This is a genomic window from Flavobacterium aquidurense (assembly GCF_001404985.1).
In the GTDB taxonomy this organism is placed as follows: domain Bacteria; phylum Bacteroidota; class Bacteroidia; order Flavobacteriales; family Flavobacteriaceae; genus Flavobacterium; species Flavobacterium aquidurense_B.
Genome location: NZ_JRLF01000012.1, coordinates 284,582 through 308,023, shown reverse-complemented (window position 1 = coordinate 308,023; position 23,442 = coordinate 284,582). Strand labels below are relative to the sequence as shown.

Here is a 23,442-nt window from a genome sequence, read left to right as displayed (position 1 = left end):
AATCATTATATTTTAGGAAATAATCCCTGCAACAACCCTTTTTTTTGATCTATTAATGCATCAAGTTTTTTACTTTCTGCTTCAATTTTATTGTCTAGTGATGAAAGACATTCAGCTATTTTTTTTTGTTCATCGGGTTCTGGATTAGGTATCAAAATTTCAGAAAATTGATTATAACTTACCATTTTCCCATCTCTAATACCTTCAATATTTCTGTTTAAATCACGAATAAAAAATTCTGATTTAAAATAATGTTTATAAAACTCATCATTGTCTTTATTATTTTTTTTTCGAAGTATAATATAGGCGGGACTACAAATTCCTTTATAATTTGAATACTCTATACCGCCTTGAAATGACCTTAAACTAATAATAAAATCGCCAATTTCAACAATCTTATAGCTTTCTACACTTTTGTCAGTGACGACAACATTGTAATTTATTTTTTCCCTAGGTATAGCACCATGTTCTTGAGTAACCGCTAAAATTGATAAATCAGAATTGTGATTTTTATTAGAAATAGGTTCAAATAAAATATTTCCATTTTTAAAATCCCACTCTCCATTTTTTTTAAATTCAGAAAACCTGTACTTTGGTTCGGTTTTAACTTCTGTTGAGAAAAGATTTTGTATTAACCCTTTTTTATGAGCCTTTATTTCTTCTAATCTATCATTTTGTGAAGCTATCACTTTATCTAATGATGATAAAAAATTTGCAATTTTTTTTTGTTCATTTTTGTTTGGAAAATAAACACTAATTTTAGAAAAATTTTCATAAAACAAATAATTTCTAATTCCTCCCTCAACACTATTCCTCACTGCTTTAGTAAAATAAAAAGTATCAAAGAAATGTAATAGAAAATTATTATTAACCTCCTCTGATACTGTAAAGCACACATATAAAGAACTTATAATTATATTATGTAATTCTCCACTAAACCCTATAGAACCAACATCAATTCTAGCTGGGTTGTATGCAAAAGTATTTCTCTCAATAATTTTATACAATGAAATGTCATATCCTCTATCACTACTGTTCATTCCCTCAAATTGCTCGTTTTGAGGAACAAAACCTTTCTTATTATTAATTGAATAAATTGGTAATTTAATGCCTTTTTTATTTCTATTAGAAAAATTTTTTGTAACATCTCCTAATATTTTTTCCTTCCAATTTCCATCATTTACAAATTCAGGGAAACGCAATTTGGGAACTAAATTTTTAGTATTCTTATTCATATGCTGATAATCCAGATATTTCATGCCCTTGGGCTAATTTTTTTAATTGTGGCACTAAATCTTCCATGAAAGCTAATTCTTTTTGCGTTCGAGCTTTCCACCCTAAATCTAACGGTTCCATTAAATCACTTAGTTGTTCACCATCAAAAATCATTCGATTCATAATTCCTTCTACAAATTGTTGTAATGGAGCAGCTGCTAATCCATGTTTATCGGCAATAGCAATAAGCTCTTTTGTATTTTTATCGGCTTTAAAAAAAGTATATCCTTCTTTTATTTCTTTTTCATTTAAGGCTTTGTTTACTTCTAAACTATTAATATAAGCCACTATATCATCTCGTTCCTGCATTAAATTAGCACTAGAACAAAGTAAACTAATCAGCTGTTCACGCGACATTGTATGCTTTGACGTTTTATTTTGAGTATAATTAGCAATTAAACTCATGATATAATCATAATCAATAACAGCAGAAGCAAACAAGACAAATTCAAAATCTAATTGTTGTAAATCAGGAGTTGCGGTATCACCAAGCTTTTCTTCTTTTGCTTTCAATCGTTTAGCAGTCTCTAGATACATCCCTTTAAACGATCTCAAGTCATCTTGTGGTAATAGTGTTTCTATTTTCTTAGTTTGATCTAAAGTTATATCGGTATATTGATCCAATTGTGTTTTTAAACGTTGGATTTCTTTAAATCGATTAATAAATTCTACACGAGCCTGATCTCCTTTTAAGTTATTTACTTCTTCTGGTTTACATGTTAATCCATATGATGTCATAAATGTATTCAAATCATTAACTGCTTTTTCATATTTCACAATGACAGCTGGTGCAGGATCAACTAACCAAATTTCTTTAGCTTTTCCTGTATCTTCGCCAGAAAACAATGCAATAGCATCATTTACAGCATCATTTTGTTGGCGAAAATCTAAAATATTACCATAAGGTTTTGTGTCGTTTAATACACGGTTTGTTCTGGAAAAAGCTTGTATTAATCCGTGATATCTCAAGTTTTTATCTACATATAATGTATTAAGATATTTAGAATCAAATCCGGTAAGCAACATGTCTACCACAATAACAATGTCTATTTTATTTTCATGTGGATAATCAGTATTACTATATTTTTGATCTTTAATACGTCTTTGTATATCCTGATAATATAAGTCAAATTCACTAATAGTATGATTCGTATTATATTGTTTATTATAATCCGCAAGAATTACATTAAGTGCTTTTTTCTTTTCTTCAGGATTTTGTTGGTTATCCGCTTTTTCTTGTTCTAAATCTTCCTGAATCTGTTGAATATCTTTATTACCCTCTGCAGGTGGAGAAAATACACAAGCAATGTTTAAAGGTAAAAAAGCATCATCTTTTTCTAAACGACTTTGCTGTCTTTCTTTTAAAAGTTTATAATATTCAATAGCTTCATTAATAGAAGATGTAGCCAAAACGGCATTGAATCGTCGGCTATTAGTTGCTGCATCATGCTTATTTAGAATAGCTTCAATCACAGCCAATCGATGCATTGAGCTACCTAAAGTAACAACACCTTCAGGTTTATAATAATCAATATGAAAACGTAATACATTTTTATCCTCAATCGCATGGGTTATTGTATAAGCATGCAATTGCTTTTCAAAAATATCCTCTGTTGTTTTATAAGATGCTTCTTGTCCATTAATTTTTTTATAAGTCGCATTACGCTCAAAAATTGGTGTACCAGTAAAACCAAACAATTGAGCGTTAGGAAAAAACTCTTTAATAGCTTTATGATTATCCCCAAATTGAGAACGATGACATTCATCAAAAATAAAAACTACTCGCTTTTTACTAAGCGGTTCTAAACGTTCTTTATAGTTTTTCTTATTGGTTCCGTCTAATGCTAAACCCAGTTTTTGTATTGTAGTTACAATTACTTTATCTGCATAATCATCAGAAAGCATTCTTCTAACAAGAGTTTCTGTATTAGTATTTTCTTCAACGCTTCCTTCTTGAAATTTATTAAACTCCTCACGAGTTTGTCTGTCCAGGTCTTTTCGATCGACTACAAATAAACATTTCTCAACATCTGAATTATCTTTTAATAAAGTTGATGCTTTGAATGAAGTTAGTGTTTTTCCACTTCCGGTAGTGTGCCATATATAGCCGTTTCCACGGTTTTCGTGAATACAGTCTACAATAGCTTTGACAGCATAAATTTGATAAGGGCGCATCACCAATATTCGCTGTTCGCTTTCAACCAATACCATGTATTTACTAATCATCTCGCCAAGCGTACACTTGGTAAGAAACTTATCAGCAAAAGAATCTAAAAGAGTAATCTTACTGTTTTTTTCATCTGCTAATTGATAAATTGGCAAGAACTGCTCATCAGCATTAAAGCTAAAGTGTTGGTTCCGATTGTTTGCGAAATAATAGGTATTACTTCGGTTACTAACAATAAAAAGCTGCATAAAACATAACAACGAATTTGTATAACCATTGCCTGGCTCTGTTTTATAATCTACAATTTGCTGCATTGCTTTACGCGGACTAATTTCCAGAGTTTTAAGCTCAATTTGCACCACAGGAATTCCATTAATCAACAGAATTACATCAAAACGATGATTACTATTTTCTGTGTTTACACGCAACTGATTAATGACTTCAAATTCGTTTTTACACCAATCTTTAATATTAACTAATGTATATTGCAAAGGCGTTCCATCTTCGCGCTGAAAAGTATTGCGCTCACGAAGTAATTTTGAAGAAGTAAACACATCTGCATTTACAATTTCATCCCTTAAACGATAAAATTCAGCATCTGTTAAGTGCACACGATTTAAAGACTCAAATTTCGCACGAAAATTAAGTTCAAGTGTATTTCTATCTCTAATATCAGGTCTAATAGTGTATTTGAGATCAGATAGCTTATTAATTAAGCCTTCTTCGATATGATTTTCTTTAGTCATTTAATGTAGAGAAATGAAATAGATATAAATTATTCATTAATCTGCCAAAAGTAACGAAATAATTAGAGAATAGATAGTATCAATGCTGTACTTTTTATTAAAAATCAAACATATATTAAATCACATTACTTAAAAGAAATTAACTATTTCTCTTTTTCTTTAATAATAATTTATTTATTACTATCCATTACGGTTTTCCATACCTCAATATTAAATCCTTTCTGTATGTTTGTTAAAATAATAAGATTTTTGCTTTAGACTGAGAAAGAAATGGTATACACGAAAACAATAGAAACTTAGTAATTTGAAATAATCATTTACTGAACTAAATTTATAAATTTAATGAAATTAAACGAAGTAATACAAGACATAGTTGTTTGGACAAACTGGGTAAACTCATATAAAAAATACGTTCCCAAATTTATTGAAGAAGCAAAGAACAAAGAGAAATGGGAAGATTGGGATGAAGATACTTTTAGAGAGTTTTTTGAGAAAAGCAGAAATCAATGTGTCTCTTCATTACAGCAAGGATACTTTACAAATGATGAAAAAACCAGAATTAAGAATAATTGGCACGAAATAGCTCCATTACTAAAAAAAATTGCAATTAGTCAGGATGAACCACTATATGATATTTATGAATCAATAGAAAAAATTATAAGGAGACATACAACTCTACACAGAAGAGCATCAACTTATAGGTTAATAGCAGGGTTGCAACCAAAATTATTATCGACAATAGTTAATAAGAATAATTTGGGTGAATTATTTTATTATTTAAAAAAGCATGTAGATGAACCTTCACCTAAATTCACCGGAAACTGGTATAAAGACAGCCATAATATAGCACAATATTACAAAGAGCACATTAAAGTTGATAATCCTATGGATCTAATTGCCTATCCATGGCAAACAATGGTCCATTTTAAAGAGGGAGTTAATATTACATCAAATGAAATGAGTGAAGCAGAAACAAAGAATAGTATTGATTCTAAAAATGACAATTCTTTAAATCAAATTTTATATGGTCCACCTGGAACAGGAAAAACATATGCGACGAAAGAGTTGGCTGTAAAAATTGCTAATCCAGATTTTATTTTTGATATATCCTGGGATGACGAAAAAAAAAGAAAAGAAATAGTTAAAGAATATGAAACTTTGTTTGAATCAGGACAAATTGTCTTTACCACTTTTCATCAAAGTATGAGTTACGAGGATTTTGTAGAAGGTATAAAACCAAAAACAATAAACAATCAAGTTGAGTATGAAGTTGAAGATGGTATCTTCAAACAAATCTGTCAAAAGGCTAGTGTTAAGAATGGTAACTTTGATGAAGTTATAGAAAAATTGAAACATGACATATCTGAATTAGATGGAAAACCAGCACTTACAATTAAATATGCTAACAATTCTTTTTTAGTAATATACAGAGGAACCGGTGTGTTTTATGTTCAACCACAAAATACAACTAAAGATAATCCTTGGTATCCCGTTAATATTAATAATATGCGAATTGCATTTGATACTAATGATTATGAAAGATTATATAACCCTACTTACATTAGAGAGATCCTAAATTATTTAGTTAAAGAATATGCATTAGTTAAAGGAAAAAAAGAAAACAGTAAAAATTACGTGTTAATTATTGATGAAATCAACAGAGGAAACGTTTCTGCTATTTTTGGAGAATTAATAACTTTATTAGAAACAGATAAGCGTCACGGAGAAGATGAACAGATTTTTTTGAACCTCCCTTATTCTAAAAATGAAAAGTTTAGCATTCCAAATAATCTTTACCTAATAGGAACAATGAATACTGCCGACCGAAGCATAGAAGCATTGGATACTGCGTTAAGAAGGCGTTTTTCATTTACTGAAGTAATGCCAGAACCAAAGTTATTAGAAGGCAAACTTGTAGGTGGTATCGCATTGGACATATTATTGGAAACTATTAACAAAAGAGTTGAAATTCTATTAGATAGAGATCATACTATCGGACATTCTTATTTTATTAAACTTAAAGAAGATGATATTGAAGGACTAAAACAAGTTTTCAAAAACTGTGTTATACCATTACTTCAGGAATATTTTTTTGGTGATTATGAAAAAATTGGAATGATTATAGGAACTGGATTTTTTGATGAAACAGAAAAATATGATAGTAAAATTTTTGCATTATTTCCTACTAAAAATTATCCGGAAAACGGAAATCTTCTAAGGTTTAAAACTATAAATGAAGATTTTGATATTATCAGAGCAATAAAAATTTTATTAAAAATAAAAGAAGAACAAAAGATTAATGCCTAATATTCAAGTTTTTGAACACAGCTTTCTAGCTATTGAAGGCGATTTTGGACAACGTCATTTTATGGCTTTGTCCAAATTAAATGCATTCCATAACGACAAGTATTTTTGTATACGTCATAATGGTATAAAATTCAAACAGTATGTCGGTGTAATTCAAGTTGATGGCTTAACAATTGAAATTCTTCCTAAAATAGATAATCACAATGGCGATGAAGCATTATGGCAAAAAGCTTTAATAGAAATGCTTCGCATTACCAAAAAATTGAAAGTACAAAAAGTAGATCAAGCAAATGTAAACAGACAAAATATTCATTTGTTAGACCTTTATTTTGAGTGGTTCTTAAATGAAGTTCAAAGCTTAATTCATCAAGGATTAATAAAAGAATATTATAAAGAAACTCGTAACGTCAAAGCACTAAAAGGAAAACTTGAATTTGCTGCACATATTAGCAAAAATTTAGTTCATAAAGAGCGATTTTACACCACTCATCAAGTTTACGACAAAGATCATCTTGTTCATCAAATACTTTCTAAAGCTTTAGATATTATAGAAAAATGTACTAAAGGCAACTACTTATATTCCAAGTGTAAAACGGTACAACTAGATTTTCCTGAACTAAAAAACATTTCAGTTACTGAAGCCACATTTTCAAAAATTCCTAAAACCAGAAAAACAGCTCCTTATGAAACTGCATTGGCAATTTCAAAATTCATTATATTAAATTTTGCTCCAAATATTTCTAGTGGCTCAGAAAACATGTTAGCCTTATTATTCGATATGAATAATTTATGGGAAGAATATATTTTAGCCAGATTAAAACAATCAGATAGAGAAGTAACTGTTTATGGTCAGCAATCTACACAATTTTGGAATGGCATTTCAATCCGACCGGATATTGTTATAGAAAATGGATTACATAAATTTATTATCGACACAAAATGGAAAAACATTTCTTATAGCCAACCTTCAACACATGATTTAAGACAAATGTATGTATATAATGATTATTGGAAATCAACAAAAGCTATACTTCTATATCCATCTAATGAAACTAAATTTGATGGCTTTATAAAATTTCAAGATCATCATATCCATAAACATACAATATACAATGAAGAAAAAATTGAACAGCATGAATGTGGATTGGGAAAAATTTCAATCTTTGAAGATGATCAAAAAACATTAAATCAAAACATAGGTAATGAGATAATAGATTGGTTTATCAGTCCAAAATAAGATTATCAATTATTTAAAAAACTACTCCTCATACATCTCCATCCACAACCTCGTCTCCCAAATCCAGTTCCTTCTCAATTTTTTCTAAAAATCTCTTCATTGATAGAACCGGATTTATGCATCGATTCTAACTTATTACGTTTCACATTCAGTAAATCATTTGTATTTTAGTAAAATTGTTGAAGATCTCGCCGCCCATTAGATTTTAGAAATTGTCTGGGAGTTCAGTTTTCTATTTTAAAACCTTTGTTCAATTCTATTTTAAAACCAAAACTTAATTCTTAAGACCTCGGTTTAGCTAAATTCCTATCATACATAATAATAGTTCCTGCCACCGCCACATTTAAACTTTTTTCTGATTTAAATTTTACTAAATGATGGCACTTAGCCATTACTTTATGAGATAAGCCGTGATCTTCTGCTCCCAATAGATAAACACAACGTCTTGGATGTTCAAAGGTTTCTAAATCAACAGCTTTTTCATCTAATTCAACTCCAACCAATCGGGCTCCTTTAGGTAGGTTTTCAAAAAAAGCTTCAAAAGTATCATAATGAAAATACGGAATTGCTTTTACCGCATCATGCGTATCACAGGCCTGTTTAGCATATCGATTGCCTATGGTAAAGATAAAAGTAGCACCTAAATTTTGAGCAGATCGCCACAAAACACCCAGATTCTCAGGCGTTTTACCATTTTGAATTCCTATTCCAAAATATTCATTTATAAAGTTATCATTCATACCGCAAAAGTACAAACTGTAAGTACATAAGTCAATTTTTTATTCCTCATACATTTCCATCCACAACCTCGTCTCTTCCAAATCCAGTTCCTTTTCAATCTTTCTGAAAATCTCCTCATTTACAGAACCTGACTTATGCATCGATTCCAGCTTATTACGTTCCACATTTAGTAAATCAATTTGTATTTTAGTAAAATCGTTGAAGATTTCGCCCCCCATTAATTTCCCTTTTCCGAAGAAATTGGCTGGGAGTTCCGTTTTTTGGAGGCGATTGAATTTTACTTCGTATTTGCTTTTTATGTTGTGCAGCAAGTCATCGTTGAGTAACGAGAAATTATCTTCGATATGGGTAATAGTTTGCGAAACGATAATGTTTCGGATCTCGTATTCTTCAGCAAGAATCGAATATTTTTCTATTTTTAGTTTTTTGATCAGCCATGGTAATGTCAATCCCTGAATAACCAAAGTGGAAAGGATCACACAAAATACCAGATAAATGATGAGGTTTCGTAACGGGAAAACTTCTGTTTTGTTCATCATTAGCGGAAGCGCCAATGCCGCCGCCATCGAAACCACGCCACGCATTCCGGACCAGCCGAAAACAATCATGTTCCGGAAATCGAATTCTTCCTGCAAACGGATTTTTTTACTGATTACTCGCGGTAATAATGTCGCCGGAATCACCCATAAAAAGCGCACCAAAATCACAACCAGACTTACCGAAGCGCCCCAAATAAACAATGACCAACCGGAATAATCCCCAATTCCCAACATGATTTGGCGCAACTGCAATCCGATTAAGATAAAGATTAAGCCGTTTAGGATATTCGTTAAAACACTCCAGATTGTTCCTGTCATGATTCGGCTTTCGTGAGTGAAAATTGTTCCTGATCTTGCCGAAAGAAAAAGTCCCGTTGCCACTACCGCCAAAACTCCCGAAGATTCAAAATGCTCCGCAATTAGATAAGATGCAAAAGGTGTTAATAAAGTTAAGGTTGCTTCGATAACTTCATCGCAAACAAACTTTTTATGAATAAAACTCATGATATATCCTACGCCTAAACCAATCGCGATTCCTAAAACCGACATGATAACAAAGTTAAGCCCCGCTTGCCACAGCACAAAGTTTCCTGCGGTAATAGCTGTTAAAGCATATTTATACGCTACCAGACCGCTGGCATCGTTTACCAGACTTTCGCCTTCGAGAATGGCAATTAATCGTGGGTGTAAACCTAAACCTTTTGTTATAGAAGTAGCTGAAACTGCATCAGGAGGCGAAACGATCGCACCCAATAAAAAAGCTAACGGCCAGGAGATATCATCTATTAACATATGTGCTGCAAAAGCTACGGCAACAGTAGTAAAAAGTACCAAACCTACAGCCGCCAAAGTAATAGGACGAATGGTTTGCTTAAAATCAGACCAGCTTGTGTACCACGCAGCGTGATATAAAAGTGGCGGTAAAAACACAATAAACACCACTTCAGGACTTAGGGCAATAACCGGAAGCCCCGGAATAATACTAATAACTACACCGCAAAGCACCAGCACAATAGGGATTGGAAAATTGTATTTTTTACTGATAAGACTTAAAAATGCTACTCCAAATAGTAACATGATAATAACGGTAATGTTTTCCATTTTCTGATTATTTGGTAATTCTGGTATTAGTGTACGAATATAATATTTTTAAATCTTTGTTGTGACTTTGATTCTATGGGTTCTTTTTTTGCCATGCAATTACTCAAACGATCAAAATCTCTTTTAACCAAATTTTATCATACTTTCCATCATAAATATGCTAAAAAAAATTACATTTGAGCCTTAAATTTATGCCCCGTATTATGATTCAGAAAAGAAATTTTATTGGTTTACTTACTTTGTTAGCCGTCTTTTTTTACGCGCCGTTAACCTACTCTCAAACCTCAACGGAGAAAACAGAAGTTACTCAGGAAAAAACTGAAACTACACCTGCCAAAACCGAAAACAAATCAAAACTTTTTGAAGAAACTGTTACCGACAGTGATTATTTGATGGCAATCGAAAAAGCCGGAGAAGTTTTGGAATCTGCTCATAATGACACTGAGTTTGATGGAAACAGCCATCGTTTATTTGGAGAAATCAAAAGAACACAAGGCAAACTTGATCTTATTCTGGCGAGTTTAAAAGGAGCAAATCCTAATGTGCGCAACCAGCAAATGTACCGTATCGTTCTAAAAGAAATTGAACAGGAACTTAACGAACAAAATACTGCCATTAATTCCCGAAATCTTGCACTTGAAAAAATCAAAGGCCGTGTAATTGATTTACGCAAGGACAAAACCCTGATGGGGCTTTTGAAAGATACTATTAAACGCAAGCAATTTAAAAAAGAATTTGCGAATCTTAAAAACAGATACCTGAGCACAGACAGTTTGATGACTAAAAATCAAAATATTTTAAACAAAAATAAAAGACTGACTGTAGAAAGAAAAATAGCGGTATCGAATGCTTTAATCACTGTAGAAAGCAAACTTGAACAGTCCGGAATAAGCATGCTTAAAAAAGAATATCCAGTTTTATGGAGTACAAGCGATTCTACGGCTAAGAAAATAGTAGGCAAAAATATTAAAGCCAAAATCATTATCGAAGAAAACGTTGCTGCTTATTATTTAAGTTACAGGGCAGGCGGATTAATTTTTCTAACTTTACTAATCTGTTTATTGGGCTGGTATATTTCACGCAATTTAAAATATCTTAAAAATAACGGACATCAGGGTCACTTGTCTGATTTTAACTTTAAATATCTAAATCGTGGTGTAATTATTCCCGTTGCTGTCATTGGTCTTAATATTGCCGTAGTAAGCAATTTGTATGCGCCGGCAATGTTTATAGAATTGATTCAGCTGGTTCTTTTGGGACTTATTACTTTTCTGTTTAAAGATAACTGGTCAAAAGTTGCGATGCGCAATTGGCTGCTTCTGTTAGTTTTATTTTTAATATTGTGTTTCTTAGACTTATTTATTGCTGTTGGTTTTATACAACGATGCGCTTTTATTGTAATCAATATTATGGGCGTTCGTTACGGATTTGTTCAAATAAAAACATTGAAGGATCAGCTTTACTACAAAGGTTTTTTTAAATGGGCAACAATTATTTTTATAGGTCTGAATGTGCTGGCGATATTAAATAACATTTTCGGGAGAGTTTCTCTTGCCAATATGTTAAGTATAACTGCTTTTATATCGCTTACTCAAATTGTTGCCTTAAGCGTATTTTTAAAAATAATTTTAGAAATTATTCTTTTACAAATTTATACCACCCGAATTAAACGCGGAATCGAAAAGATTTTTGATTTCGAAAGTTTATCAGAGACACTCAAAAAACCTTTTATCATCGTAATTAGTTATATGTGGATTGTGGTAATCGCCGCTAACTTAAATATTTGGGAATCTTTGCGCGCTGGTTTAACCTCACTGTTAATCCACCCAAATACCATTGGCAGCATCACTTTTACCTTAGGAAACATTGTATTGTTTTTTATCATTATCTGGGTTGCCCATTTATTACAGAATTATGTGGCGTACTTTTTTGGTGAAGTTGATGATGAAAACGAAGAAAACATCAACAAAAAACAACATTCTAAATTACTGATTACAAGACTTGTTGTTTTAATTTGTGGTTATCTTCTGGCTGTTGCCGCCTCCGGAATGCCATTAGACAAATTAAGTATTTTGCTGGGAGCGTTGGGTGTTGGTGTTGGACTAGGACTTCAGAGTGTGGTTAACAATTTTGTTTCGGGTATTATCCTGATTTTTGATAAACCAATACAAATTGGGGACGTTATCAATATAAGTTCAGAATCCGGCCGAGTAAAATCGATGGGATTGCGTACTACCAAAATCAACTCGGCAAACGGTGCCGAAATCATTATACCAAATGGTAATTTATTGTCGCAAAACATTACCAACTGGACGTATACAGACAATTTTAAACTGGTAGAAATTGCTGCAGAAATCAGTGGAGACATTATGCCCGAGGAAATTAATGCCTTAATATTAGAATCTCTTGAGAGCATGGATTTAGTCAATAATACTAAACCTCCACAGATTTATTACACTGCTATTGCCGATGGAAAATTCAAACTGCAAATAAAATTCTGGTGCAGTATTTACCGCACCGAGGAAACTATAAGCAGCGCACGTCAGGTACTTTTCAGTAATTTTAAAGCAAAAGGTTTAGCTTTATCAACATAAAATCAAATTAGATTATATTTTTAAAATCCGTCAGATTAAATTTTGGCGGATTTTTTTTTGAAGTTGACTTCAGAAATAAACATCGCAGAGACAATCAGTATTATTTGAGACTCAGAGCAAAGGTTTTAATACATTAACAATTGTTCTATTTCCTTAAATGGATTTTTATTTTTAAAAATTCACTGAAAAACGGCCTTTAAAAAAGCTTAATTATCTAATTTTAAAAACAATACACAAAAAATAAGAAAATTTTTATTTACATCTAAAAGCGCAAAATTTATCGGTATATTACTGATTAATAGTAATTAAATTAGTCCTATCTTAGCAGAATTAAATCGATTTTGAATTAAACAGCCTCTATTCTGCAAAGAAAGAAATGTAGGAACAGATCGAATTACAGAATTAGAAAGCGAATTAATTTTCGGAAAAAATAAAAAATTTACAATATTACAAATGATTAAACAGAATTACAATTTATTGCTGGCAGATGATGATGAAGATGATTGCGCTTTTTTTAAAGAAGCACTGGACGAACTATCACTTCCTGTATCTCTTGTAACTGTTAATGATGGCGTGCAGCTTATGGACTTTCTAGCGGATCACTCGTCAGAAAACTTGCCGGACCTGCTTTTTCTGGATCTGAATATGCCTCGCAAAAATGGTTCAGAATGTCTGAAAGAAATTAAGGAAAAAGAAGCGTTAAAGAATCTTCCCGTTATTATTTTTTCTACTTCTCTGGATAATGAGATAGTCGACCTAATGTATAAAAAAGGGGCGACTTATTATATTCGTAAACCGGCAGAATTTTCTAAATTAAAAAAAGTAATCGAGAATGCTCTAACTACAGCATCTCAAAATAATTTTAAGCAACCTGTAAGAGAGCATTTTATCCTTCAACCTTAATTCGTTTCCAGAATGAGCGTAACAGATCATAAACATTATTTTCTATCCGATGGTGGCGAAATGGGCAAATTGATACGTGCTAAAGATTGGGATAAAACCTCTTTAGGCGATCCTGAAAACTGGCCTGAAAGTCTTAAAACCATGGTTGCTGTAATGCTCAACAATCCTTTTGGAATGTACATTACCTGGGGTGACGATCTAACACAATTATACAACGATACCTACAGTCAGATTCTGGGATCAAAACATCCTAAAGCTTTAGGAATTAGTTCGCAAATTACATTTGCTGAAGCCTGGGATACGATATACCCAATGTTTAATGATGTAATGCAGGGAAAGTCAGTTAGTAATTCTGATTTAAAACTGATACTAAACAGAAACGGATTTGATGAAGAATGTTATTTTAATTTTTCATACAGTCCCATTAAAAAAGAAAATGGTGAAGTTGGCGGTATTTTGGTTACCGTTATCGAAACCACAGATAAAGTAAGAGCAACTGAAGCTCTTAAAGAAAGTAATGCAAGATTTAGAAATAATATCATGCAGGCTCCTGTCGCTATGTGTGTTATGCGTGGTGAAAATCATGTGGTAGAAATTGCAAACGATCAAATGATTCAGTTATGGGGAGTAGAACCCAGCCAAATTCTCAACAAACCCGTTTTTGAAGCTTTGCCCGAAACAAGAAATCAATATCTTGAAGATGTACTCAATAATGTGTACAGAACCGGCGAAAAATTTACTGCCAATGAACAATTGGTTAAACTGCCGCGTGACGGAAAAATAGAAGACACTTATTTAAATTTTGTTTACGAAGCCCTGAAAGAAACTGACGGAACAATTTCTGGCGTTGTAGGTATTGCAATAGAAGTTACACCGCAGGTACTTTCGCGTTCAAAAATCGAAGAAAGTGAACAAAAAGTAAGAGAGTTGGTTGAAAATGCCCCTTTCCCGATTGCTTTATACGCAGGAAAAGATATGATGGTAGAACTGGCAAACGATTCTATTATAAAAATATGGGGAAAAGGAAATGACGTTATCGGAAAATCATTTAAAGATGTTGTTCCGGAACTCGATAATCAATTGGTTTTTGAACAAATTAGTGAAGTATTAACGAGCGGAAAATCTTTTCATACAAAGAATACCCCTCTTGATCTTACTGTCGACGGAAAACTACATACTTATTATTTTAATTACAGTTTAACGCCTATATATGATATAAACGGTAATGTATACGGTGTCATGAATACCGGGGTCGATTTGACGGACCTAAATTTAGCCAAGAAAAAAATTGAAGAAAGCGAACAAAATTTGCGCAGTATGGTCTCGCAATCGCCAATTGGTATTTGCGTATTAGATGCAGAAACTTTGGTAAGCGAAATTGTAAACGACAGTTTTATTGAAGTCGCAGGAAAAAAATATGAAGAAATTGCGGGAAAACATTATTGGGAAGCTTTTGCTGAGGTAAAATCTGCTTATGAAACTGAGCTTCAAAAAGTAATTGATGAAGGGAATCCGTTTTATGCAAATGAGGTACAAATGAACCTGATCAGGCACGGAAAAGAAGAAACTATATATGTGACTTTTGTATATGCGCCGCTAAAAAATATTGATGGCAAAGTAACCAAGATTGCAATCTGGGTCCTGGATAATACACCGCAGGTTTTTGCAAGACAAAAAATTGAAGAAGCTGACAAGCGTTTTAGAAATACGGTTAAGCAGGCACCAGTTGGAATTACCATTTTACGCGGCCCTCAACATATTGTAGAAATGGCCAATGAAGCGTATCTGAAACTGGTTGACAGAGAAGAAAAAACTTTTATTGGCAGACCATTATTCGATTCCTTGCCGGAAGTAAAACAAGCCGTTAGTTCCCTACTCGATACCGTTTTGCAAACCGGAATTCCTTTTCATGGAAATGAATTACCAATTCCGTTAAACCGACATGGAAAACAGGAAATTTTCTATTTTGATTTTCTATATCATCCTTTAAAAGAACAAAATGGAGAAATTTCAGGTATTATCGTTACTGTAACTGAAGTTACTGAAAAAGTTGAAGCCAGAAAAAAAACAGAAATAAACGAAGAAAGGCTGAATATTATAGTCGAAGCCAGCGAATTAGGAACCTGGGAACTTGTATTAAAAACAAAAGATCTTCAATATTCTAACCGATATCTTGAAATTGTTACCGGTTACAAAGAACAAGAATATTTAACTCACGCCCAACTTCTTAGCCATGTGCATCCGGATGATTTGCACATACGCGAGAAAGCTTTTAAAGAGGCCATTACTTTAGGAAACATTCATTATGAAGCCAGGGTAATATGGGATGATCAATCGATTCATTGGGTTGAAGCCAAAGGAAAAATGTTTTATGATTCAGACCACAATCCTGAAAAATTATTAGGTACCGTAAGAGATATTACTGATGAAAAAAACCATCAGCAGGAACTTGAAGCCAGCGAAAAAAGATTTCGAAAACTGGTAATGGAATCTCCTGTACCAAAAGCAATCCTAAAAGGCCAGGACATGGTAATCGAAATGGCCAATGCGGCACTTTTGAAAACGATCTGGAGAAAAAATGAAAGCGATGTTCAGGGTAAAAAAATATTAGACGTTTTTCCCGAACTTAAAAAGCAAAAATATGCCAAACTTTTAAATGAAGTTTACACCACCGGAAATGTACATTCAGAATCAGAATCGTTATTTTATTTAAATCATGATAACATCGAACATAAAATGTATATTGATTTTGAATATGCACCGCAACGCGAATTAGACGATACCATTTCAGGAATAAAAATAACGTTGATTGATGTAACTGAAAAAGTAGAAGCCCGAAAAAAAATCGAAGAAAGCGAAAAAAGATTCCGTTCCTTAACAGAAAGTATCCCGCAGCTTATTTGGGAAACAGATGAAAAAGGAAATGCTTTGTTTACCTCAGGCAAATGGATGGAATATACCGGAATAATACCAAATGGCGAAGCAGAATGGAAAGCTATGATTCATCCTGCTGATTTTGAAGAAAATACCAGAGTCTGGAAACACAGCCTTGAAACCGGAGAATTATATAAAACAGATGTCAGGGTCCTGAAAAAAGATGGAACATATAGATGGCACACCGTTATTGGTGAACCGGTTTTGAATAAAGACAATAAAATTATTAAATGGGTTGGTGCATTTACTGATATCCAGACAGAAAAGGCATTTACGCAGGAACTCGAAAAGCAAGTTACGGAGCGTACAAAAGAACTCGAACAAAAAAATGTAGAACTGGAGCAAATGAACAAAGAACTTCAGTCGTTTGCCTATATTTCGAGTCACGATTTACAGGAACCTTTGCGTAAAATTCAAACATTTGCCACCCAGATTATCGAGAAAGAATCTCAGAATCTATCCGATTCAGGAAAAGATAAATTCCTGCGTATGCAAAATGCTGCACAGCGAATGCAAACCCTTATCAATGATTTACTCTCGTACTCAAGAACCAATATTCAGGAAAGAAAATATGAAAAAGTAAATATTTCTACAATTATCGATGCCGTAAAAGAAGATCTAAAAGAAGAACTGGAGCAAAAAGGAGCCATAATCGAAAGTAACCAAACGTGCGAAGTAAGTATAATTCCGTTTCAGTTTAGACAATTATTATACAATCTGGCCAGTAATTCGCTTAAATTTTCGAATCCTGATATTCGTACCGTAATAAAAATAAATTGTGAATTTGCCAAAGGCGAAGATTTAAACCATGACGTTTTATCTAAAGAATTAGAATATTGCCATATTAGTATCTCTGATAACGGAATAGGTTTTGAACCGCAATACAACAAAAAAATATTCGAAGTTTTTCAGCGTTTACACGGAAAACTAGAATATACCGGAACAGGAATTGGACTGGCAATCGTAAAAAAAATTGTAGAAAACCATAATGGAGTTATCACCGCAACGGGAGAAAAAAATAAAGGAGCTACATTCGACATTTACATTCCTGTAGTTCAAAATCTAAACTAAAAAAAAAACGGAAATAACTTTAAAAAAGTCATTTCCGTTTTTATTTTTTTAATCCTCTCAAAGAATTAAGAAAATTTACTTTATAATTATCTTGTATAAACAGTAATTACTCCAGTAACTTTATCTTTAATCTTTAATTCTTTGTTAGTAAGATTCATGATATCACTTGTTGAACTTACAGTACCAACAGTAAGAGTTAAATCATTGTGAGATCTTACATAAGTTCCGGTAGTTTCTGTTAAAGCACAATTGCTTCCGTCATAATCACCAATAACTGCTGTGTTGCTCAATCTTAGATCTAAATAATCTCTGTTACATCCACTTGCGTTTTGAGGAGCGTCGATTAACACTTCTTGTCCGTTAATGATTGTTCCTGTTTGGCTTAAATTATATTTACCCTGGATTGGTACAATTGTTTCCCCGTCGTTGTCATCGTTACTACAAGATGTTGCAAATAAACCGATGCTTAATAATACTGCGAATAATATTCTTTTAGTTTTCATGTGATTTCTTTTAAAAATTATTGTTTGATTTTGTTTAAAATTATTTATGCTAAATTACTTTCAAAGTCGATGAATAATGTTCTATAATTTTCGATTTGATTTACATAATTTCACATAAGTTTAAAGAAATGCTTTACGAAATAACATTCCTGCAACAAATCCAGTAGTATTTATCTCAGAAAAGCATAATATGTAATATTTTCACCTTTACCTATATATAGGTAACACTATTTTTTAGCTACTTCAACAAAATACAATAAACAAGACCGCTTTTATAGAAACATGTTGTTGCATATACTCATTACATCTGCAAAAAATTGTATTTTTACTTCACCAAGTCAGGCAACTAATAGATTTAAGCGATATTAATGTTTGACTGTATCGTACAATACCTGAGATGTTTTTTACACATCGCCAGATTACACTTAATTATTATCTTTGAATTATGAGCACACTTACAAAACCAAATCATATAGGGCGAAAAATCAGCCGTATTCGTGAACTTCGAGATATGAAGCAGGAAGCTTTGGCGCAAGCTTTAGGGATAAGTCAACAATCGATATCTGCTATCGAAAATAGCGAAACCATAGAAGAAGAAAGACTTATTGAAATAGCAAAAGTATTGGGAGTAAACGTCGAAGCTCTTAAAAACTTTTCGGACGAAGCCGCGATTAATTTTTTTAATACAGTCAGTGATAACGATATTAATGGTAATGTTTTTAATGCAAACGTAAATAGCTGTTCGTTCAATCCTTTAGATAAAATGATGGAAATTGTTGACGAAAACAGAAAACTTTACGAACGTTTACTGCAGGCTGAAAAAGATAAAGTTGAATATTTAGAAAAAATATTAAACGGAAAATAATCCGTAGTAACCTATCAAAAAAAGGGCGAGACTTCATATAAAGTCTCGCCCTTTTTTTATTGCAATATAGAATTACTTACAGGGTTTATTGCTAATATATTCGCCAATCATATATTGTGTTATTGGCTTTAAATATTGAGTTGGTCTTTCAGGATGAGGCCCAATTTGATTAAAACACTCTAATGAATCTCCAGATCTTGCATAAAATACAACAGGTTTTCCATTTTTAAAAAAATGTGTTGTATCACAAACTTTAATCCTTTTCAAATTAATCTGATTCGGATCTAAAAGTACAATGTTATTATCTGGTGCTTTCAATCCACAATCTACAATATCATAATGATCACCAGACCATTGCATACAGCCTTTCGCAGGAAATGCAAAAAAGATTACCGCAAAGCCTATGCATAAAACTATTGTGAGACCTATTATAGTATTCTTAATTCTTGGTCCCAACTTAATTCGAGGATTTTCTTGAATCGTTACAAAAGCATTAATTGCTTTTGATTTTAGTTTTACTTCTTCAAAAGTACTTTCTCTTATTTCCTCACCTTCTTCTTCTCTTTCTTCTTCACTTTCTCTTTCTTTTACTTTTTCATCTTCCTCTTCTCCTTCTTTTATATTCTCATTGTCCGTTTCTTTAACTACTGCTTTTATTATTCCTTTCTCTCTTTCCTTTCCATCAAGAAAAACTTCCAGATCTCCTGAACTTTCACTTTGTCCCTTTTGTTGATTTGATATTTCGGAGTTGTTCCCATCCTCATTTTGAATTTCATCCGGATATAAATTATGAATTCTAAATTTATTAAAAGGTCTTGGTTCGAAATCTACCAAAATTGCAGCTAATTCTATTGTACTGTTTTTTGCAGGCTTTTTCCCTACTTTGTAAAAAGTTCCAACTTTTCTAAATTTATCCGTGTATGTAGTTGAAGTATTTTCTTCTTTAGGATCAAATTCAAACTTAAAAAAATCCAAGTATACTTTCAAATCATCATATTTAGGATTAGATCTAAAAATCTTCCAGCATAAATCCCTTAAACTTGCTTGGCCTGGAACAGCTAAAAAATCATAATATTCCCCTCCTTCTTTTTCTTTACGATATTTTGCTCTAATAGCTTCTTTATAGTCATTTTCAACATTTTCTCGGGTATTTTTTTCCATAAGCTTTCAGGATTTTCAGGATTTTCAAGTTTTTTTCCAGGATTTTTCAAGTTTTTCAGGAGATCTCAGGAAAGTTAGTATATCCCGGAATTCCTTATCAATTCAGGCTCAAAGCCGTTGTTACTTTGCGGTATCAGAATTAGTTCTTGTTCGATATCGTATTAAAACAAAAATACAAAACTAGTTCAATTAAAAGTACGGAAAACCGTAAGACAAGATTTATCTGGGAAGTATAAATCAACCTCTTATAGTTCTACGCACTTCACTTCCCAAAACACGAAATGATTATTGCTTTAACAAGATCCGGACAACCTCCGGACGGCAATACTCATGCTTACTTTAAAATTATAAAAACATGAAAAAGTTATTTATATTGGGAGCGTTTGCGCTATTGAGTACAACTGTTGTTTCTTGCACAGCTGATGAATACGATGAGGTTAAAAAAGAAGTTAAACCTACAGTACCAACATATGCCGATGGACCTGGCGATGCACCGATACCTGTGCCGCCACCAAAAAAACCAGACTAAAAATACTGGTTAATATAAATTTATAACTAAATTCGGGGAAAGTAACTTTTATGCTACGGTCCCCGTTTTTTTGTTTTATTATTTTCTTACTTGTCCTTTCTTGTAAAGAAACAACAACACCATCAATACATAAAAACAAAGTATCTGAGGAAGGTTATAGTTTAAGGGAAAAAGGAATCTCTACTCTTGAAAATAAAAACTTTAATAGTGCTTTTTACTATTTTAATAAATCAAAAATAGCATTTGAAGCTACAAAAGACAGTAGTAATATTGTCTACAATCTCATTCAAATGGCTTCTATCCAGCAAATAAATGGAGATTATTACGGTAGTAAAGAAACTTTAACCGAAGCATTACCTTATATTAAGAAGAAAGATATTTATAGTGCGGCTATTAATAATTTCTTTGGCATTGCAGATAAAGAACTATCCTTATATAATGATGCTATTTTTTATTATAAAGAAGCTTTAAAAGATTGTACAGACGAAGCATCAAAACAATATCCGTTAAACAATATTTCTGTTGTATTTATTGAGCAAAAGAAATATGATGAAGCCATTAAAATTTTGGAATCTGTATTAAACAAAAAGCTTATTGAAGAAAACCCTTCTAATAAAGCCAGAATTTTAGACAATTTGGGTTATGCATACTTTAAAAAAGGTTTACCAGAAAAAGGGCTTTTATTAATGCAAGATAGTTTTAACCTGCGTAATAAAATCAACGATACTTACAGTAGCATAGAAAGCAATATACATCTTGCAGAATATTACTCGAAAACAAATCCTGATAAATCTCATCAATATGCTAAAACGGCATATCAAATTGCTACAAAATTGCACAGTATTGATGAACGCCTGGAATCATTATCTTTTTTAATTTCAAATACTTCCAGCATTCATACTACAGAATATGCGCAAAAATATGTTTTCTTAAATGACAGCATCATTAAGATTAGAAACAATTTTAAAAACAAGTTTGCCAAAATAAAATACGATTCTAAAAAAGAAAAAGACGAAAACCAGAAACTGCGTTTAGAAAAAGCAGAAAATGAATTATCCTTACAAGAAGCAAAATATCAAAGAATATTTTTAATAATTGGCGTTGCCTCTCTTCTACTTTTATTATTATATCTCAGAAAATTTTACCAAAACCGAAACAGGATTGAGAAAATAAAAACTGCCTACGATACCGAAACCAGAATTGCAAAAGATATTCATGATGAGTTGGCAAATGATGTTTTTAATGCCATGACTTTTACACAAACGCAATCTTTGACTAAAGAGGAAATAAAAGAAAACCTGCTTCAAAAACTGAATCACATTTATACCCGCGTTCGTGGAATTTCGAGAGAAAACAATAGTATCGATACCGGAATAAATTATTCGGTTAATCTAAAAGAAATGCTTTCGACCTACAATAGTAACAATACAAATGTGATTATTAATAATATCGAAAAAGTAAATTGGGAATTAGTCGACACTATTAAAAAGGTTACCATTCAGAGAATTTTACAAGAGTTAATGGTGAATATGAAGAAGCATAGTCAGGCATCGCTGGTTGTTGTAAAGTTTGAAAGTAACGGAAAAATAGTTTTTATTGATTATACCGATAACGGAAAAGGCTGCGAAAAAGATCAAATTGTAAAAAATGGTTTGCAAAATATGGAAAACCGTATTTTATCCATAAAAGGAACTATTACTTTTGACACTGAACCAGAAAAAGGATTCAAAGTAAAAATAACACTGCCTAAATAAAAGCCTATGTTTAAAAAAGTAATAATAGCCGAAGATCTTGATGCTATCAGTTTAGGAATTGAGCAAGTTTTAAAAGATTTAAATATTGTTGATTTTCAACATTCAAAGTATTGTGATGATGCGTTTTTGAAAATACGTGCCGCTATTAATAAAAATGAACCTTATGATTTATTGATTAGTGATCTTTCGTTCAAGACAGATCATCGAGAAGTAAAAATTGCCAATGGTGACGAACTGGTCCAAAAGGTTCGGGAATTACAACCTGATATTAAAATCATTGCCTATTCTGTAGAAGATAAAAGTTACCGGATTAAATCTCTTTTTGATAATGCAGATATTGATGGTTTTGTATTAAAAGGTTTAACCAGTATTGAAGAATTAAAAAAAGCAATCAATCTCATTTCTACCTCTGAAGCAAAATATATTTCGCCCGAAGTTGCCTCTGCATTGCAGGAAAAAAGCAATTTCGAAATAGACGATCTCGATATTAAGATCTTAAAACATTTATCATCCGGAACTCCGCAAGATGAAATCATACAAATATTTAAAGACTTAGGTGTAAAACCCAATAGCAAAAGTGCGATGGAAAAAAGGCTTTCGAAATTGAAAGACTTTTTTAAAGCAAATAATACCGTTCATTTGGTTTCTATCGTAAAAGATATGGGGATTATTTAAAATCTCATTATCATAGAATTATAAATTTTAAAAGCTCCTTCGGGAGCTTTTTTTATTGCCTGAATTTAAAAAATTGCTGATTATGGATTTCCGTAAAATACTGGTTTCAAATAGGTTTAAGTTTGAATTATAAATCAATTTAAATTTAAAATTATGAAAAAATTAGTCGTTTTATTTAGTTTATTCTTCCTGGTTTTAGGAGGTAGTATTGAAGCTCAAAGTGGTCACTACAAAAGTGGAAAAGGGAGTTCTCATAAAGGAGGGAAATATAAAAACTCAAGTACCAATAATCACTACAAAAAAAGGAAATAATATCCTCTGACTTCGATTGACATGGAAA

At 32.1% G+C, this 23,442-nt stretch carries 16 protein-coding genes; 10 read left to right on the top strand and 6 right to left on the bottom strand.

Annotated features, from left to right (window positions below):
- Nucleotides 1-5: 5 nt before the first annotated feature.
- Both RC62_RS13170 and RC62_RS13165 read right to left on the bottom strand, forming a co-directional pair.
- Nucleotides 6-1,235, bottom strand: coding sequence for a restriction endonuclease subunit S (locus tag RC62_RS13170; protein WP_167343860.1), 1,230 nt, complete (start codon nt 1,233-1,235; stop codon nt 6-8).
- A complete protein-coding gene (locus tag RC62_RS13165) occupies nt 1,228-4,188 on the bottom strand; it encodes a type I restriction endonuclease subunit R (RefSeq protein WP_055095866.1) in 2,961 nt (986 codons plus the stop codon). Before RC62_RS13165 ends, RC62_RS13170 begins: the two co-directional genes overlap by 8 nt.
- 342 nt (nt 4,189-4,530) lie before the next feature.
- On the opposite strand from RC62_RS13165, the gene RC62_RS13160 reads away from it, so the two are divergent.
- Both RC62_RS13160 and RC62_RS13155 read left to right on the top strand, forming a co-directional pair.
- The gene (locus RC62_RS13160) at nt 4,531-6,495 is read left to right on the top strand and encodes an McrB family protein (RefSeq protein WP_055095864.1); all 1,965 of its coding nucleotides are present in this window, start codon (nt 4,531-4,533) and stop codon (nt 6,493-6,495) included.
- Nucleotides 6,488-7,732 carry an McrC family protein gene (locus RC62_RS13155; protein ID WP_055095861.1) on the top strand — a complete coding sequence of 415 codons (1,245 nt, stop codon included), beginning with the start codon at nt 6,488-6,490 and terminating at the stop codon, nt 7,730-7,732. The genes RC62_RS13160 and RC62_RS13155 overlap by 8 nt, the downstream gene beginning before the upstream one ends.
- A 281-nt stretch (nt 7,733-8,013) precedes the next feature.
- On the opposite strand, the gene RC62_RS13150 is transcribed toward RC62_RS13155, so the two are convergent.
- Nucleotides 8,014-8,472: an RNA methyltransferase gene (locus RC62_RS13150; protein WP_055095859.1), complete on the bottom strand. Its 459-nt coding sequence runs from the start codon at nt 8,470-8,472 to the stop codon at nt 8,014-8,016.
- 39 nt (nt 8,473-8,511) lie between these two features.
- Nucleotides 8,512-10,113, bottom strand: coding sequence for a Na+/H+ antiporter (locus RC62_RS13145; protein ID WP_055095857.1), 1,602 nt, complete (start codon nt 10,111-10,113; stop codon nt 8,512-8,514).
- Between the two features lie 203 nt (nt 10,114-10,316).
- Between RC62_RS13145 and RC62_RS13140 the strand changes: the two genes are divergently transcribed.
- From RC62_RS13140 to RC62_RS13130, 3 genes are all read left to right on the top strand, one after another.
- Entirely contained in the window at nt 10,317-12,707 is a 2,391-nt protein-coding gene (locus RC62_RS13140) for a mechanosensitive ion channel domain-containing protein (RefSeq protein WP_082421293.1), read from the top strand.
- Between the two features lie 453 nt (nt 12,708-13,160).
- A complete protein-coding gene (locus tag RC62_RS13135) occupies nt 13,161-13,610 on the top strand; it encodes a response regulator (RefSeq protein ID WP_055095855.1) in 450 nt (149 codons plus the stop codon).
- Nucleotides 13,611-13,622: 12 nt separating this feature from the next.
- Nucleotides 13,623-17,615, top strand: a complete 3,993-nt coding sequence (locus RC62_RS13130; protein ID WP_055095853.1) for a PAS domain S-box protein — start codon at nt 13,623-13,625, stop codon at nt 17,613-17,615.
- Between the two features lie 86 nt (nt 17,616-17,701).
- Here the strand turns inward: RC62_RS13130 and RC62_RS13125 are convergent, their stop codons facing one another.
- Nucleotides 17,702-18,118 carry a lipocalin family protein gene (locus RC62_RS13125; protein ID WP_055095851.1) on the bottom strand — a complete coding sequence of 139 codons (417 nt, stop codon included), beginning with the start codon at nt 18,116-18,118 and terminating at the stop codon, nt 17,702-17,704.
- Between the two features lie 445 nt (nt 18,119-18,563).
- On the opposite strand from RC62_RS13125, the gene RC62_RS13120 reads away from it, so the two are divergent.
- Complete coding sequence (locus tag RC62_RS13120) at nt 18,564-18,983, top strand: helix-turn-helix domain-containing protein (RefSeq protein ID WP_055095849.1); 420 nt, start codon at nt 18,564-18,566, stop codon at nt 18,981-18,983.
- Nucleotides 18,984-19,055: 72 nt separating this feature from the next.
- Here RC62_RS13120 and RC62_RS13115 read toward each other — a convergent pair whose 3' ends face one another.
- Nucleotides 19,056-20,144, bottom strand: a complete 1,089-nt coding sequence (locus RC62_RS13115) for a hypothetical protein (protein WP_055095847.1) — start codon at nt 20,142-20,144, stop codon at nt 19,056-19,058.
- 355 nt (nt 20,145-20,499) lie between these two features.
- Here RC62_RS13115 and RC62_RS23000 point away from each other — a divergent pair, with 355 nt between their 5' ends.
- The 4 genes from RC62_RS23000 to RC62_RS22870 all read left to right on the top strand — a co-directional run bounded on the left by RC62_RS23000 (nt 20,500) and on the right by RC62_RS22870 (nt 23,414).
- Nucleotides 20,500-20,673, top strand: a complete 174-nt coding sequence (locus RC62_RS23000; RefSeq protein ID WP_167343859.1) for a hypothetical protein — start codon at nt 20,500-20,502, stop codon at nt 20,671-20,673.
- Between the two features lie 50 nt (nt 20,674-20,723).
- The gene (locus RC62_RS13110) at nt 20,724-22,427 is read left to right on the top strand and encodes an ATP-binding protein (RefSeq protein ID WP_055095845.1); all 1,704 of its coding nucleotides are present in this window, start codon (nt 20,724-20,726) and stop codon (nt 22,425-22,427) included.
- A 6-nt stretch (nt 22,428-22,433) separates the two neighbouring features.
- Nucleotides 22,434-23,102, top strand: coding sequence for a response regulator (locus tag RC62_RS13105; RefSeq protein ID WP_055095843.1), 669 nt, complete (start codon nt 22,434-22,436; stop codon nt 23,100-23,102).
- 153 nt (nt 23,103-23,255) lie between these two features.
- Complete coding sequence (locus RC62_RS22870; protein ID WP_156062672.1) at nt 23,256-23,414, top strand: hypothetical protein; 159 nt, start codon at nt 23,256-23,258, stop codon at nt 23,412-23,414.
- Nucleotides 23,415-23,442: the final 28 nt, after the last annotated feature.